Origin of the sequence: Paenibacillus sp. ATY16, assembly GCF_003399985.2 — a bacterium.
In the GTDB taxonomy this organism is placed as follows: Bacteria; Bacillota; Bacilli; order Paenibacillales; family Paenibacillaceae; genus Pristimantibacillus; species Pristimantibacillus glycanilyticus.
Genome location: NZ_NMOK02000052.1, coordinates 457,206 through 471,745 on the forward strand (window position 1 = coordinate 457,206; position 14,540 = coordinate 471,745).

A 14,540-nucleotide genomic window follows, 5' to 3' on the forward strand; every position below is an offset into this window, starting at 1 on the left:
ATAGGATTAGTTGATAGCTATTAAGAACGGAAAGATAAGGAGGTCTTGCGATGTCTACGTTGGACCAGATTTTGGATAAAGCGCTGCAGGGCGAACGGATTACGTTTGACGAATGCGTAACGCTGCTTGAATCCGATGAAATCGAAAAAATGGGCGAGGTTGCGAATCAGCTGATGCTGAGACGCCATCCTGAACCGATTACGACATTTGTCGTAGGCCGGAACGTCAACTATACAAATATTTGCGATGTGTATTGCCGGTTCTGCGCATTCTACCGCGCCCCGGGTTCGAACGAGGGTTATGTCCTCTCGAACGAAACGATACTTAATAAAATTCAGGAAACCATTGATGTGGGCGGCACGGAGATTCTGATGCAGGGCGGTACAAACCCGAATCTGCCGTTCTCCTACTACACGGATCTGCTCCGCGAGATCAAGCGGCATTTTCCGGATATTACGATGCACTCCTTCTCGCCAGCCGAGATTCAGAAGATGAAGGAAGTATCGGAAGGACTGTCGCTTGACGAGGTGATCCGCCAGCTTCACGAAGCCGGGCTTGATTCGCTGCCTGGCGGCGGCGCCGAGATTCTCGATGACCGCACCCGCCGCAAAATCAGCCGTTTGAAGGGCTCCTGGACCGATTGGATGGACGTCATGAAATCCGCTCACCGTCATGGCATGAACACCACGGCAACGATGGTATACGGCTTTGGCGAGACGGCGGAAGAGCGTGCGCTCCACCTGCTCCGCATTCGCGACGCGCAGGATGAATGCATCGCTAACGGTTACGATTCGAAAGGCTTCCTCGCGTTTATCTGCTGGCCGTTCCAGCCGGATAATACCAACATGAGGAAGGTGGAGAAATCGAAGCCGGAGGAATATCTGAAGATGGTTGCGGTTAGCCGCATCATGCTCGACAATATCGATAACTTCCAGTCTTCCTGGGTGACGATGGGGCCGGAAATCGGCAAGCAGTCGCTCTCGTACGGCTGTAACGACTTCGGCAGCACGATGATCGAGGAAAACGTCGTATCCGCTGCGGGCACTACGCATAAAGTTAACATTGAACTTATTCTTCAGCTTATCCGCGAGTCCGGCAAAATCCCGGCACAACGCGATACGAAATACAACACGCTTAAGATGTACGATGACAACGAGCACGCTTCGAAAGACTTTGTCATGCAGAACTAATAGAAGTATAAGCATCCGGGCCCGGTTTACGGGGCTTGGATGCTTTTTTTATTTCCGGCATGAAAGGAGGCCGAAGCCACATATTCTTTTCCATGAACAAGACAAGTGGAGAAGGATGTGTAGAGGGATGGACCAGCAGAAACTAATAGCCGCAATCAAGCAGATGGAGAATAGCCTTCACCGGGAAGGTATCCATATAAGGGAAGAGATAACGGCCCCCATATTGGATGCCGTCTTTGACGAAAACACCATTCTGAGGAAAAAAATCGCATGCGGGTTAACCTTCGATTTCTACTACCGGACCAAAATCGCGCGCGACTTTCTGCTGGCCGAACCGGATTGTCCCGACCATGTATGGGAGCCGCAGACGACCAAGCTGCTGAAGATTTTCTCCAGGCAGGCTAAGGAAGTGCTGATTGGCGGAGCTTATTTTGGCGATCAGGCGCTGATTGTCGCGAAGGAGCTGCTGCCGCAAGGCGGGACCGTGCATTGCTTTGAGCCCAACAAGGACCAGTTCTACATGCTGCAGCATAATGCGGAGCTGAACGGTCTGGATAATGTACGCGCGTGGCAGCTTGGCTTATGGAAAGACGAACAGGCCAGAATGAAGCTGGTCGGGGATGATTCCTTCGCCCATGCGGAGCTGGTGACGGGGCAGGACGCCAGCGGGAATGCCGATGCTTTCCATACCATTTCCATTGATACGTACGTGAAGGAGCAGGACATTGTGAGCCTGGATCTAATTCTTCTAGATATCGAAGGGCTGGAGCATACCGTCCTTCAGGGCGCTGAGAGTCAATTGAATTTGCCTCCGAACCATGCCCCCAATATTATCTTCGAGGTTCACCGCAATTACGTTGACTGGAGCAATGGGCTGGATAAGAGTGACATCGTCCAATACCTGCAATCCTTCGGCTACCATATCTATGCCTTGCGCGATTACAACACCAATATAGATATGGCCGGCAAGCCGGTGGAAATTATTCCTCCGGACAGGGTCTATCTTGAAGGCCCTCCGCATGGCTTCAATATGATCGCTGTCAAAAATCTTTCTGTCCTGGATGATCCGCAGATTAAGCTTTGCTGCGACGTCAGTCCCAAGCTGCTGACCCACAAAAAAACTTATCTCCATCAGCCAACGGAGTAGCTCCATAATTTATGCTACGTTGGATTCGCTCCAGTATAATGTTCCAATTTAATCCATTTGCGCGCAAAATCGACAATTACGCTGGAGGGAATTCAACGTAAACTCGAAATGAGCCTGTTAAAGGCCTTCTTCGTTGGACTAACTCCAATGTAGCCGCGATGCAAGGCTTCAGTGTATCCCGTCCTATGTCGAGTCACTTGTATCGAACAGAGCGAAGTATATTGAATAATGCTGCCCGAGGAAACCGGGCAGCACACCAAGCCTCACCCACCAGGAGTGGCGGGGTGAGGCCTGGCTTTGGTTTGTGAAGAGTTGGCTGGCGTGAGCGGAGCGAAAGTAACGTACTGGAGAAGCGCAGCGTGCGCCTTTGTTCCCCGGATTTCAACCGCAGAGCGGCTTGAATCGAAGAAATCCGGGAACAACAGCGATCGGAAGGACGTTACTTTCGCGCAGCGACCACCACCGCCACCACCGCCATCACTTGTCAACAACATCCGCCAAAAACAAACCAGCACGCACCAACGGCACTCCCCATCATCTCCCACTACTCCATTCGTATATACCCAACCCCCCAGCCATATACTTATAAGGGGAATGAAAGGGGTGAGCTCATGGAGCTGTTTACCGTAACGCTGCCTTCGAACATGGAGCAATCCGCTGCCCAATTAGCGGCGTTGATGGCGGAATACACTACCAATGATCTACATATCGCACACATCGAAGAAGACGCTATACAGTACACGCTGCTTTCCGACAAGGAAATCAGCTGCCAAGCAATCCTGCCGTATTTTCAGCTGGCTAACCATAGCCAATCGGTGCTTCAAGCGGCATCCAAAGCGCTTGCCGAATTCATCGTAACCGATATGGAACCGCTCATACTGGCAGCCATCATTCGGAGAAAATACAGGAACAACCACGCCATCGATGCGCCTGTCATCGAAAAATATTGCCACGAGCTGCTTCACGGAACCGAATGGGATGGTCTGGGAACGAGATTTCTGGATGCGGACCGGCAGCGACGCAAAACGAAGGTAGCCGAGGAGATCGACCGTTACCTGCAGGAAAATTCTGTTTTGCATTTGGATGGCTTAACGTCTTTCCGGTTGTTGCCCTACCGGACGGAATTAGCCGAAATCGTAGACTACGCTTTGGACGAATACGTACTGGATAAACAGTACCAGGAGTTTATTTCGCTGCTGAAATATTTTGTGGGTTTGCAGGAATCCAAGGTGCCGATTGTCCATCTCGTGCATAAAGGCAGCCATGATTTTGTCCTTTTCAACGAGAAATTTCAGCCTTTTGAACCGAAGCCCCACTCGGACAAGTTAGTGGCCGAGATGCTGGAGACCGAGATGAATATCGAAGATATGGTGATCAGTTCGCTCATTGCCGTCTCGCCTAAGCATATTATGATCCACACGAGACAGGATGATATGCAGGTCATCCGGACGATCGAGACGATTTTTGACAACCGGGTATCGATTTGCACCCAATGTCCGGCGTGCAGCCCATGCTTTGAAGGAAACGGAACCATCCAGCCTGACAGCCGCATCTATTGACCAATGGGGGACAAAGCGGTTATAATTTTCTCATAACTATGCAAAAAGCAATGACAAAGCCATGTATTTGCCCCGCAATGTCGGTTCAGAGAGAGGAAACTCGGCTGCAATTTCCTTCGTGACATAAGCAAATATACCCCTTTGTAGCTGTGCCGTTGAACGTGGGTTATGACGAATAGGCCCCTATTAAGCCGCACCGGATGTCTCCGTTATCAGATCAATACAAGGATTGCTCATGGTCTGAATTCAGATGCAAGAGAGCAGTCGAAGTAGGGTGGAACCACGGGTAATCAAGCACTCGTCCCTTTGCGGGATGCGTGCTTTTTTTGCGTTCATCCCGCCTGCTATCTCAACTTTCTCAGGAGGGAAATCCATGTCTATCAAAGTTACTTTTCCAGACGGCGCGGTTCGCGAGTATGCGGCTGGAACAACAATCGAAGAAGTAGCAGGCTCGATCAGTCCGGGTCTGCGCAAAAATGCAATTGCAGGTAAAATCAACGGCAAAGTCGTTGACGTATACTCGCCAATCGAATCCGATGCGGCAATCGAGATCGTTACCGTTGATTCGGCGGACGGCCTTGAAGTGTACCGTCACAGTACGGCCCATTTGATGGCCCAAGCCATCAAACGCCTGTATGGCAACGCCAAAGTGAAGCTTGGCATCGGTCCCGTGATCGAGGACGGCTTCTATTACGATATCGATATGGACCAGTCTCTGACTCCGGAGGATCTGACCAAGATCGAGAAAGAAATGCAGCGCATCGTTAACGAGAACCTCGATATTCGCCGCCGCGTTGTCAGCCGCGAAGAGGCGCTTGCGATTTTTACCGAGCTTGACGATAACCTGAAGCTTGAATTGATTCGCGACCTGCCGGAGGATTCGGTTATTACGATGTATGACCAAGGCGAATTCTTTGACCTTTGCCGCGGACCGCATCTGCCATCCACTGGCCGTATCAAAGCGTTTAAGCTGCTTAGCGTGGCTGGTGCATACTGGCGCGGCGACTCCAAGAACAAAATGCTGCAGCGTATTTACGGAACAGCTTTCGCGAAGAAAGCTGAATTGGACGAGCATCTGCATTTCCTGGAGGAAGCGAAGAAGCGCGACCACCGCAAGCTGGGCAAAGAGCTGAAAATGTTCACCTTCTCCCGCGAGGTTGGTCAAGGCCTGCCGCTGTGGCTGCCGAACGGTGCGAAGGTTCGCCGTACGCTGGAACGTTATATCGTTGATCTCGAGGAGCGCCTTGGCTACGAGCATGTGTATACGCCGGTTCTCGCCAACGTGGAGCTTTATAAAATTTCCGGTCACTGGGAGCATTACAGCGAGGACATGTTCCCGCTTATGGCACTCGATAACGAAGAGCTTGTTCTTCGTCCGATGAACTGCCCGCATCACATGATGGTCTATAAGAGCGATATGAGAAGCTACCGCGATCTGCCGGTTCGTATTGCCGAGATGGGCACTATGCACCGCTATGAGATGTCCGGCGCTTTGACAGGTTTGCACCGCGTACGCGCGATGACGCTGAATGACGCGCATATCTTCTGCCGTCCGGATCAGATCAAGGAGGAATTCGCTCGCGTTGTTAACCTGATCCGTAAAGTCTACGAGGACTTCGGCATCAAGGAATACCGTTTCCGCTTGTCGTACCGTGATCCGCAGGATACGGAGAAGTACTTCCAGAACGACGAGATGTGGGAAATGTCGCAGCGCATGCTGCGCGAGGTAGTCGAAGAGCTTGGCCTGCCATTCTTCGAAGCGGAAGGCGAAGCGGCTTTCTACGGTCCTAAGCTTGACGTTCAGATCAAAACGGCGCTTGGCAAGGAAGAGACTTTGTCGACTGCTCAGCTCGATTTCCTGCTGCCTGACCGCTTCGAGCTTGAATACATCGGCGAGGACGGCAAAAAGCATCGTCCGGTCGTTATCCACCGCGGTATCATCAGTACAATGGAACGGATGACTGCCTTCCTGCTCGAGAACTTTGCGGGCGCGCTGCCGCTGTGGCTGTCGCCGGTTCAAGCGAAGGTTATTCCGGTATCCACGGCGTACGAAGCTTACGCGCGCGAAGTGGAAGAGAAGCTGCAGCTGGCTGGTATCCGCGTTGAGAGCGATCTGCGCAACGAGAAGCTTGGCTATAAGATCCGCGAAGCTCAGCTGGAGAAGCTGCCTTACATGCTTGTCGTAGGCGAGAACGAAGCGCAATCGGGCTCCGTATCGGTCCGTAAGCGCGGCGAAGGCGATATCGGCGCTAAGCCTGTAGCAGAGCTGGTTGAGCTGCTGCAAAACGAAATCGCAACAAAAACAATCTAAGTCTCATGCATAAAGCTTGGACCGTTTGGGAAATATTCTTCTGAGGAGGAAGCTGCCCAAATGGTCACAAGCTTTTTTACTTGCACAAAAACAATTTCAAGCCTGGCTATAGCCGCCGTGCTGACAGGAGGAGTTGCTGCTCCAAGCCTTGCAGCAGCACCCGCAGCCAAGCAAGAAATTCATGAAGGAACAAAGAAGAACAAGAACGGCAATGCAGCAGTCGAAGCCATTGCGGAACAGGCCTTGTCAACGGTTCAGGTCGTAGCTACCGGTTATACGGCTGGTTATGAGTCAACCGGCAAGCGTCCGGGTCATCCGCAATACGGAATCACTTATTCCGGAGTAAAAGTCAGAAGGGGGCAAGTATCGACCGTCGCGGCGGATACAAAGCTGTTCCCGATTGGTACGCTGCTCTATATCCCGGGCTATGGCTACGGCGTAGTGGCGGATACAGGTTCGGCCATCAAAGGCCACAGGCTCGACTTATACTTTGAGACGATAAAAGATGTATACAAGCAGTGGGGGAAAAGAACGGTTGATGTCCAGGTGCTCCGCAAAGGCAACGGCAAGCTGTCCCAGTCCTGGCTGAACCAGATTAACCGCGCCGTGGAAGCGGGAAAACCAATCCCGCAAACCTATTTGGAGTCGTGATCCCTCTGCTTTCGTACCTGCATAATACGCCTTCACACAGCCATACTAAGGTTGTACGGGGAGGTGAATGACTACCATGGCTAAGAACAAAAACAACAAAGCTCAAAACAACCAGTACAATGCAGAATTCGCTGAAGAATTCAACCAAAACCAGAACGCTACAGCTGGTAAAGCAGCTAACCAAGCAACTCAAAAAGCACAGAAGTAACTACTTAAATCAATCAACAAGAGGAACCGTCTCTGGTTCCTCTTTTCTTCAATTTCCAAGATTGCCGCAAGTGTAACGAAAGGTTGTTGATTTGAAAATATTGTTTATGTCAATTTTTCTAATGTTACATAAATTGAGTTTTCAAGAGCGAATCTTTGTTGTATGATTAGGTATGTAATAAATAATCACGCAATGAAGACAGGTGAGTTGACATGACCGATCCAATTATCCATACGAATCATTCTTCGACCCATCATCGCAAAGCAGCTGAAGTGCTGCCCTTTATCGATGCGTATGTAACGAAGAAGGAGCAGGAAATCGCGGAAATCGAGCAAATGGTTGAACGTTATGAGAAGCGGCGTCTGAAGGAAGAACGGGCTTACCAGTCGATGTCCACGTTGCGCCGGTTATTGCATGGCCGGAAGCCGGATCATCATTTGGCCGTTGAATACATCCATTTCGTGAAAAAACCGATGGAGCAGGTTCGCGCGCTTCGGCTAGAGATTGAGCATGCAAGGTCTATTCAGGTATCGTCGCCTACAGATATCGTAGCAGTCTCCGGAGACCTGGTTAATGAACTATATCGATAATCCTTATACTTATAAATAAACGGCGTTCCCCTTCGGAGGAACGCCGTTATTTTTATGGTTTTCTCGTGATATGGTCTACATCGATAAAATCATTCTCCTGGCTGTATGCAGGGACGCCGTGGATCCCGACATCAAGGCCCACAAGCTCTTCGTCCTTGGATACGCGAACGGGCATCGCTTTGCGGATCAGCCATAATACAGCCCATGTCAGGCCAAATCCCCAAATCGCGATCACGACAAGTCCAAGGGCTTGCGCGCCAAGCAGATGCCAGCCGCCGCCGTACAAAAGGCCGTAGTAGCCGTTGCCGACGCCTTTGGTCAGCTCGGGAATCGCGCATAATCCAACGGCCAGGGTGCCGATGCTGCCGCTTATGCCATGCACGGCGAAAGCTCCGACCGGATCATCGATTTGTTTGCGTTCCATGTATTCCGTAACCAGAACCATGGCAATCCCGCAAATAGAGCCGATCCAGATGGCAGCGCCGTCGGATACAAAGGCGCAGCCCGCCGTAATTCCGACAAGGCCGGCGAGAGAGCCGTTAATCACCATTGGCGGATCCGCTTTGCGGTAACGGAACATCGTAAACAAAATACAGATTGCGCCGCCCGATGCCGCGGACAGCATGGTTGTTATGGCAATGTGGCCGATTGCCGCGTTGGTTGCGCTAAGCGTACTGCCTGCATTAAAGCCGAACCAGCCGAACCAGAGAATAAAAGCGCCAACCGATGCGAGCGGCAGATTAGATGGAGATACGATATTTACTTTGCCGTCAGGCGAAAACTTGCCGATCCGCGGGCCGATAAACAAGGTTGCGGCAAGCGCAGCGAATCCGCCCAGAGCATGGATTGCCGCCGATCCGGCAAAATCGATCATGCCCAGCTTGCCTAACCAGCCGTTCACCGCCCATACCCAATGTCCGGACAAGGGGTAGATCAGCCCGGTCATGGCGATGGTAAGCAAAATATAAGCCCGGAAATGGATTCGTTCCGCAACGGCTCCGGATACGATGGAAATAACGGCGATAACAAAGGCGCATTGGAACAGCCAGTAGGTTTCGTGGGAAATATTCAGATTGATGTGAGACAAGTCTCCGTTAAGCATGAAACCGGAAGAGCCGAACAAGCCGCCGACGTCTTTGCCATACATGATGGCAAAACCGAAGAAGTAAAAGACAAGTGCACCAAATACAATGTCGACAAATACCTTCATAATAATGCTAACCGCATTCTTCTGCCGGACAAATCCGGCCTCAAGCAGGGCAAATCCGCCTTCCATCAGCAAAATCATTGCTGCTGTCAAGACAACCCATATGGTATCCAGCCCTCTCGACAGTTCTGCTACATCCATTGATTCAACTCCCGTTGTTCATAGTCTAATTTGATGTAAGGTTTCTCTGTCTCTATGAATCCGCTAACCATTATAAATAGCCGAAGTAAGTAATGTCAACGTATTAGCGTGATGTTTTATGACGCAGTCTAACTTTTTTTTACAGATTTATAGAATTCGGACTCGAAAAGTTGGCAAATGACCTGACAAACCTTTTTGAACTCCGTCTCGAGACCGATGCCAAGTTCAATCGGCCGTCCCTTTATATCCCTTCTTTCATTAGCTATACTAAGTAGCAATAAGACATTTTGAAGTACAGGCAGGGAGTTGACTAAATTGAATGGAAGCTTTCTAAACCGGCTGTTTTCTGGTCTTGTCATCATTTCCGTTGGCGTATTCTTCTTATTGAAACAACTGGGCATGATTGATTACGACATTAGTATTGGCGAGATTATCTCCAATTATTGGCCGGTCGTGCTGCTCTGGATCGGATTGCACGGACTGCTTGCGGGCCGTCAGGGTCACGGCTCGGGCTGGTGGGCAGGGATAATGATCATACTCGGCTTTCTGTTCCTGGGTCATAATCTGGAATGGTTCGCCTGGTCGTTCAGCGATATCATTTCCTATGCATGGCCGATCATCATCATCCTGGTGGGCATTAGCTTCTTGCGCCGTCCGCGGCACCGTCACCAGGAACCTCCGCAATACGAAGATGAGTGGAAATCGTACAATGCTTATACGGATTATAAAGGCGAAGTGCCGTCGGCTCCTCCGCTTCATCCGGATCCTACGAAACCGGGCAGCGCGGACGGAAGCCAGGATTCCGCCGGCGAAGAAGATTCCTCTGCTTTTAATGGAAGGAAGGAACACGGCGAGCCGGCCGGGGATTTCCGCGAAGAACCGCTGCATCGCATGAGGCATCATGACATGAGACAGCAATTTCGCCGTCAGCTTCATGAACAAAAGCGTCATATCCGGGAGCATAAGCAGCAAGTAAGGGAGCATATCCGCGAGCATCGTCACCGGGCGAAGCATGGCTCTTTTGAATACTGGAACCACGATCCGCATGCGCAATCTAGATCGGGATTTATCGGGGATATTCACATCGGCCAGGATTATTGGGAGCTGAAGCCGCTTAATATTTCGCATTTTATCGGCGATACCATTGTAGATTTAACGAAAGCTCAGATACCGCTTGGCGAGACGAAGATTTGCATCTCTTCCTTTATAGGCGATGTCAAAGTCTATGTGCCGAATGATTACGAGGTGGGCGTTCAGGTCGTGTCGAGTGCTTTTGTGGGAGACGTAAAGATTCTGGGCCAGAAGGAAGGCGGAATGTTCAAGAGCATCCATATTCATTCCCCTTACTATGAGGAGACGGATAAAAAAATCAAACTCGTCGTAAGCACGTTCGTCGGCGATGTTCGTGTGACGAAGGTGGGATAGACGGTTATGATCGTACGATTGTTCCGCGGCGGCAAATGGCAGCTGCTCACGATGTTTGTGGCTTCTTCCGTAACCGCGCTGCTGCTTGGAATCGCCGTGTGGGTTGGATTGGCAGACGGAGACAATGTGCAGACGGAAGTGCGCTATGGCGCAGTGTCCGTCTTTCTGCTTGTCAGCGCAGGCTTCGGGTACTGGACGGGCCAGCATATTCAGAGGCGGATCGATACGCTTCAGCTTGCGCTTAAGCAAGCGGTCAACGGGAATTTCCAGGTTCGGATTACGGAATCCGGCGATTTTTCCTTTTCGGAGCTGTACCGTGAATTTAACGATCTTGCCGAGCTGATGGAGGAGAGAATGAAACGTCTCCAGATGACCGGCGAAGAACAGGTGATGTCGCAAGCGGCTTCCAATGAAGCTGCCGTTCAGGAGGAACGCAAACGGCTTGCCCGGGATTTGCACGATACGGTCAGCCAGCAGCTGTTCGCCATGCATATGTGCGCTTCCTCGCTGCCGAAGCTTCAGGAAATCGACAGGGAGCGGGCTGCTTCCGTTCTGGAGCAGCTTATTCAGATGTCAACGCTCGCGCAGAAGCAGATGCGCATCTTTATCGCGCAGCTTAGGCCGATGGAGCTTGAAGGGCGTACGCTGCTGGAGGCGCTTGATAAATGGTTTCCGGATTATTGCCGGCAGAACGGTCTGCAGGGCGTATTCGACTGGCGGTTGACAGAACCGCTTACGGAAGCCAAGGAGCATCAGTTGTTCCTGATCGTTCAAGAGGCAATGGCGAATGTCGTAAAACATTCCGGTGCGCAGAGCTGCTCGCTAAGTCTGACGGAGAATGAGCGGCAGGTTGTGCTTAGTCTGCAGGACGACGGAGCGGGCTTCCGGGCCGATCAGGTAAGACGCGGATCGTACGGATTGTCTACGATGCAGGAACGGGCCCAGCAGCTGGGCGGTCTTGCCGAAATTATAAGCAAGCCGGGCAGCGGCACCAGAGTGAAGGTTACGATACCGAAAATGTGGCGGAGGAATGAAAACGATGAGCGGGACTAATACGTTAAAAGTTATGATTGTGGACGACCATGACATGGTGAGAACGGGCTTGCGCACGTATTTAATGCTGGAACCCAAATTTGAAGTCGTAGCTGAAGCGGGCAGCGGGCAGGCAGCGATTTCGCTGCTGGAGGCGGGTCTGCCTTCCGGCATACCGGATGTTGTCCTGATGGATTTGATGATGCCGGGCATGGACGGAATCGAGACGACCAGGCAGCTGATTGCCAAGTATCCGAATCTGAAGATTATCATGCTTACAAGCTTCCTGGAAGACGACAAGGTATACGGGGCCATTGAAGCGGGAGCGGTAAGCTATGTCCTGAAGACCGTATCGGCGGAAGAGTTGATCTATGCGCTTCACGGGGCAGTCAAAGGCATGCCGGTTATGACGGCGGATGTGTCGCAAGCTCTTACAAGGGGGCTTCGCCAGCGTACGGCCCAATCAGGGGATGAGGAGCTGACGGAGCGGGAGAAGGAAGTGCTTTTGCTAATCGCGGAAGGACGCTCCAACAAAGAGATTGGCGAAGAGCTTCATATCAGCGTAAAAACCGTCAAAACCCATGTCAGCAATCTGCTGATGAAATGCGAGCTGGAGGACCGGACGCAGCTGGCGGTGCTCGCCCATCGCAAAGGCTGGGTAAAAAACACATAAACGGTCAAACGGTGGGACATATTATCCTTTAGTGGTTATATATGCATGAGAGTTATTCACACTCTACACGCCAAAGGAGAGATGAACGGTCATGATTCCATTATCCTCATCGCTGGAAGCCCGTCAGCAAGCATTTACCGATTCCAGAGACTGGCTGGAGCAGCATCAATTCTCGCTCGGGGGCAACTGGGACTACACGAACGGTTCCTTTGACCGGGCGCTTGACGAAGAGAATAAAGTCTGGCTTCGTTTGCCGTTTCAAGTGACGAATGGCAGCGTAGTGGATATAAACGCGGATACGAATGCCGTTATTACGTTTGCGCAGCCCTATGTGCTAAGGCATGAGTATCAAGAGGGCAATGATCCGGAGGCAAGCGCCCGCGTAGTAGGAGCGTTATTCGACCAGTTCCAGGCGCCTTCCGATCCGGATGCCCATGTCGACCAGAAGTGGATAGGCAAGGCGAAGGAAGTTCTGAAAGAGGTCGAAAGACTGTTCCCCCAATAAAATATCGCACGCCAAACTCCCTATTGAGAAATGGGGAGTTTGGTAGAGTCATACGAAAAGTGCATAGAAATAACGTCGTCAGGCGTTTTTTTTATGTTCGTTTTAATTCATTTTAAGTTTGTTTTAAGGTAGAATGTGCATGATAGGAATACAGGAATTAAGCGCCGATGAATGAAAGATTCGGCTGCTTTAACGGAATAGATCAAGGAGGAGAACGGAAATGGACGATCAGAACAAAAAATACGACGATTTCTTTCAAAATCGTGCTAATGGTGATGATGACAACAATCCGCGCGAAGAAGACAACACGGCATCAACGGCTGAAGGATCGGAAGCTCCGGGTAAAACTTCCTACTATTATTCATACGGGCCTTTCAAATCTTCGGCGCAAGACGATAACGGAGCGAACGTTCCGTCCCGGTCTAATCCTCAGGATTATTACACGGCGGCATCCGGCGACAGCGAGCCTGAGCTGGAACAGCCAAAGGTTGAAGTAACGCCTCCGGTGCCGATGAGACCTTTTACTTATAATCAGCAATCCGGCAAAAGCGGTTGGCAGAACCGCGAACCGCGCAAGAAAAGCCCGATTAAAGGAATGTTTGTTTCTTTCCTCGCCGGCGTTGTGGTGGTTGGCGGCTTGATGGGCGGATTGATGTACGCTTCGGATACGAATAACTGGTTTACCAGCAACTCGGTATTTTCCTCCAAGCAGGACAGCACGGCTAACGCGGGCTCTGGTTCAACGGCATCCGGTTCGCCTAGCGGCAACGGAGGCGCTTCCGTAGCGGCGGCAAGACCGGACAACATTGCTTCTCTATTCGAGAAAGCGAGCCCTGCTGTTGTAAAGATCGAGACGTACGTGAAGCCGCAAACACGCAGCAGCAGCGGCGGCGGCAGTATTTTGGACGATCCGTTCTTCCGTCAGTTCTTCGGCGAGGATGCACCGGACGCGAATCAGCAGCAGGATAATAACAAGAAAGACGACAGCAATCTGCAGGCTTCGGGAATCGGTACAGGCTTCTTCTTTGAATCCGACGGTTACATTCTGACGAACCAGCACGTTGTTGCGGATTCCGATAAAATCGAAGTGACGGTGCAAGGCTACGACAAGCCGTTTACGGCAGAGCTTCTGGGCTCCAGCTTTGATCTCGACCTTGCCGTACTGAAGGTTACGGGCGAAAAAGCGTTCCCTACACTGCCGCTTGGCAGCTCGGACAAAATCAACATCGGCGACTGGGTCGTTGCGATCGGCAACCCGTACGGATTTGACCATACCGTAACCGTAGGCGTGCTTAGCGCGAAGGAACGTCCAATCGATATTCAGGATACGGACGGTACACGGGAGTACAAACACTTGCTCCAAACCGATGCTTCCATTAACCCGGGCAACTCCGGCGGTCCGCTCCTGAATGTGAATGGCGAGGTTGTTGGGATTAACACCGCAGTCAGCTCGCAGGCGCAAGGCATTGGCTTTGCGATTCCGACAAGCACCATCAAGGAAGTACTGGATACGCTCAAAAACAATAAGGAAGTACCGAAAGAGCCGGTTCCGTTCATCGGCGCAGAGCTTGGCGACGTAACGGATGCGATTGCGAAGCAGCTTGGCATGGATAAAGCGCAAGGCTCGATTGTCAGCAACGTATACTACAACTCTCCGGCCTACATCGCCGATCTGAAGCAATTCGACGTCATCGTAGGCATTGACGGCAAAACGTTTAATGGCACGCAGGCGCTGATTGACGAGATCAAGAAACATAAAGTCGGTGATAAAGCCGTACTGAACATTATCCGCAGAGGCGAAAAAATGGATCTGCAGGTCGAAATTGGCGACAAAAACAAATTTAACGCCGAGTAAGCGATAAAGTAAGCGCAGAGGAAAGTCTCTGCGCTTCTTTTCTAGA

13 protein-coding genes are annotated in these 14,540 nt (G+C 51.2%); 12 read left to right on the forward strand and 1 reads right to left on the reverse strand.

Annotation, left to right across the window (positions count from 1 at the left end):
• The first annotated feature begins 50 nt into the window (after positions 1–50).
• From mqnC to CFI03_RS27885, 7 genes are all read left to right on the forward strand, one after another.
• Positions 51–1,190: a cyclic dehypoxanthinyl futalosine synthase gene (mqnC, locus tag CFI03_RS27860; protein WP_248762390.1), complete on the forward strand. Its 1,140-nt coding sequence runs from the start codon at positions 51–53 to the stop codon at positions 1,188–1,190.
• Between the two features lie 127 nt (positions 1,191–1,317).
• Positions 1,318–2,337, forward strand: coding sequence for an FkbM family methyltransferase (locus tag CFI03_RS27865; RefSeq protein WP_248762395.1), 1,020 nt, complete (start codon positions 1,318–1,320; stop codon positions 2,335–2,337).
• A 611-nt stretch (positions 2,338–2,948) separates the two neighbouring features.
• Positions 2,949–3,896 carry a putative sporulation protein YtxC gene (locus CFI03_RS27870; RefSeq protein ID WP_248762397.1) on the forward strand — a complete coding sequence of 316 codons (948 nt, stop codon included), beginning with the start codon at positions 2,949–2,951 and terminating at the stop codon, positions 3,894–3,896.
• Between the two features lie 373 nt (positions 3,897–4,269).
• Positions 4,270–6,207 (forward strand): threonine--tRNA ligase, encoded by a 1,938-nt coding sequence (gene thrS, locus CFI03_RS27875; protein WP_248762398.1) that lies wholly within the window; start codon positions 4,270–4,272, stop codon positions 6,205–6,207.
• 60 nt (positions 6,208–6,267) lie between these two features.
• A complete protein-coding gene (locus CFI03_RS27880) occupies positions 6,268–6,858 on the forward strand; it encodes a 3D domain-containing protein (protein ID WP_201008699.1) in 591 nt (196 codons plus the stop codon).
• Between the two features lie 76 nt (positions 6,859–6,934).
• Entirely contained in the window at positions 6,935–7,066 is a 132-nt protein-coding gene (locus tag CFI03_RS31205; RefSeq protein ID WP_283094710.1) for a hypothetical protein, read from the forward strand.
• A gap of 212 nt (positions 7,067–7,278) precedes the next feature.
• Complete coding sequence (locus CFI03_RS27885) at positions 7,279–7,656, forward strand: hypothetical protein (RefSeq protein ID WP_127493081.1); 378 nt, start codon at positions 7,279–7,281, stop codon at positions 7,654–7,656.
• Between the two features lie 52 nt (positions 7,657–7,708).
• Here CFI03_RS27885 and CFI03_RS27890 read toward each other — a convergent pair whose 3' ends face one another.
• Positions 7,709–9,004, reverse strand: a complete 1,296-nt coding sequence (locus CFI03_RS27890; protein ID WP_127493078.1) for an ammonium transporter — start codon at positions 9,002–9,004, stop codon at positions 7,709–7,711.
• 315 nt (positions 9,005–9,319) lie between these two features.
• Between CFI03_RS27890 and liaF the strand changes: the two genes are divergently transcribed.
• The 5 genes from liaF to CFI03_RS27915 all read left to right on the forward strand — a co-directional run bounded on the left by liaF (position 9,320) and on the right by CFI03_RS27915 (position 14,494).
• Positions 9,320–10,429, forward strand: coding sequence for a cell wall-active antibiotics response protein LiaF (gene liaF, locus CFI03_RS27895; RefSeq protein ID WP_248762399.1), 1,110 nt, complete (start codon positions 9,320–9,322; stop codon positions 10,427–10,429).
• Positions 10,430–10,435: 6 nt separating this feature from the next.
• Entirely contained in the window at positions 10,436–11,482 is a 1,047-nt protein-coding gene (locus CFI03_RS27900; protein ID WP_127493076.1) for a sensor histidine kinase, read from the forward strand.
• Positions 11,469–12,134 (forward strand): response regulator, encoded by a 666-nt coding sequence (locus CFI03_RS27905; protein ID WP_127493074.1) that lies wholly within the window; start codon positions 11,469–11,471, stop codon positions 12,132–12,134. Before CFI03_RS27900 ends, CFI03_RS27905 begins: the two co-directional genes overlap by 14 nt.
• 91 nt (positions 12,135–12,225) lie before the next feature.
• Positions 12,226–12,639 carry a YugN-like family protein gene (locus tag CFI03_RS27910; protein WP_127493072.1) on the forward strand — a complete coding sequence of 138 codons (414 nt, stop codon included), beginning with the start codon at positions 12,226–12,228 and terminating at the stop codon, positions 12,637–12,639.
• 220 nt (positions 12,640–12,859) lie between these two features.
• Complete coding sequence (locus CFI03_RS27915; RefSeq protein ID WP_248762400.1) at positions 12,860–14,494, forward strand: S1C family serine protease; 1,635 nt, start codon at positions 12,860–12,862, stop codon at positions 14,492–14,494.
• Positions 14,495–14,540: the final 46 nt, after the last annotated feature.

Excerpts from the sequence above, each read along its gene's own strand:
- mqnC (WP_248762390.1), top strand. The coding sequence starts at position 51 with ATGTCTACGTTGGACCAGATTTTGGATAAAGCGCTGCAGGGCGAACGG.
- CFI03_RS27865 (WP_248762395.1), top strand. The coding sequence starts at position 1,318 with ATGGACCAGCAGAAACTAATAGCCGCAATCAAGCAGATGGAGAATAGC.
- CFI03_RS27870 (WP_248762397.1), top strand. The coding sequence starts at position 2,949 with ATGGAGCTGTTTACCGTAACGCTGCCTTCGAACATGGAGCAATCCGCT.
- thrS (WP_248762398.1), top strand. The coding sequence starts at position 4,270 with ATGTCTATCAAAGTTACTTTTCCAGACGGCGCGGTTCGCGAGTATGCG.
- CFI03_RS27880 (WP_201008699.1), top strand. The coding sequence starts at position 6,268 with ATGGTCACAAGCTTTTTTACTTGCACAAAAACAATTTCAAGCCTGGCT.
- CFI03_RS31205 (WP_283094710.1), top strand. The coding sequence starts at position 6,935 with ATGGCTAAGAACAAAAACAACAAAGCTCAAAACAACCAGTACAATGCA.
- CFI03_RS27885 (WP_127493081.1), top strand. The coding sequence starts at position 7,279 with ATGACCGATCCAATTATCCATACGAATCATTCTTCGACCCATCATCGC.
- CFI03_RS27890 (WP_127493078.1), bottom strand. The coding sequence starts at position 9,004 with ATGGATGTAGCAGAACTGTCGAGAGGGCTGGATACCATATGGGTTGTC.
- CFI03_RS27900 (WP_127493076.1), top strand. The coding sequence starts at position 10,436 with ATGATCGTACGATTGTTCCGCGGCGGCAAATGGCAGCTGCTCACGATG.
- CFI03_RS27905 (WP_127493074.1), top strand. The coding sequence starts at position 11,469 with ATGAGCGGGACTAATACGTTAAAAGTTATGATTGTGGACGACCATGAC.
- CFI03_RS27910 (WP_127493072.1), top strand. The coding sequence starts at position 12,226 with ATGATTCCATTATCCTCATCGCTGGAAGCCCGTCAGCAAGCATTTACC.
- CFI03_RS27915 (WP_248762400.1), top strand. The coding sequence starts at position 12,860 with ATGGACGATCAGAACAAAAAATACGACGATTTCTTTCAAAATCGTGCT.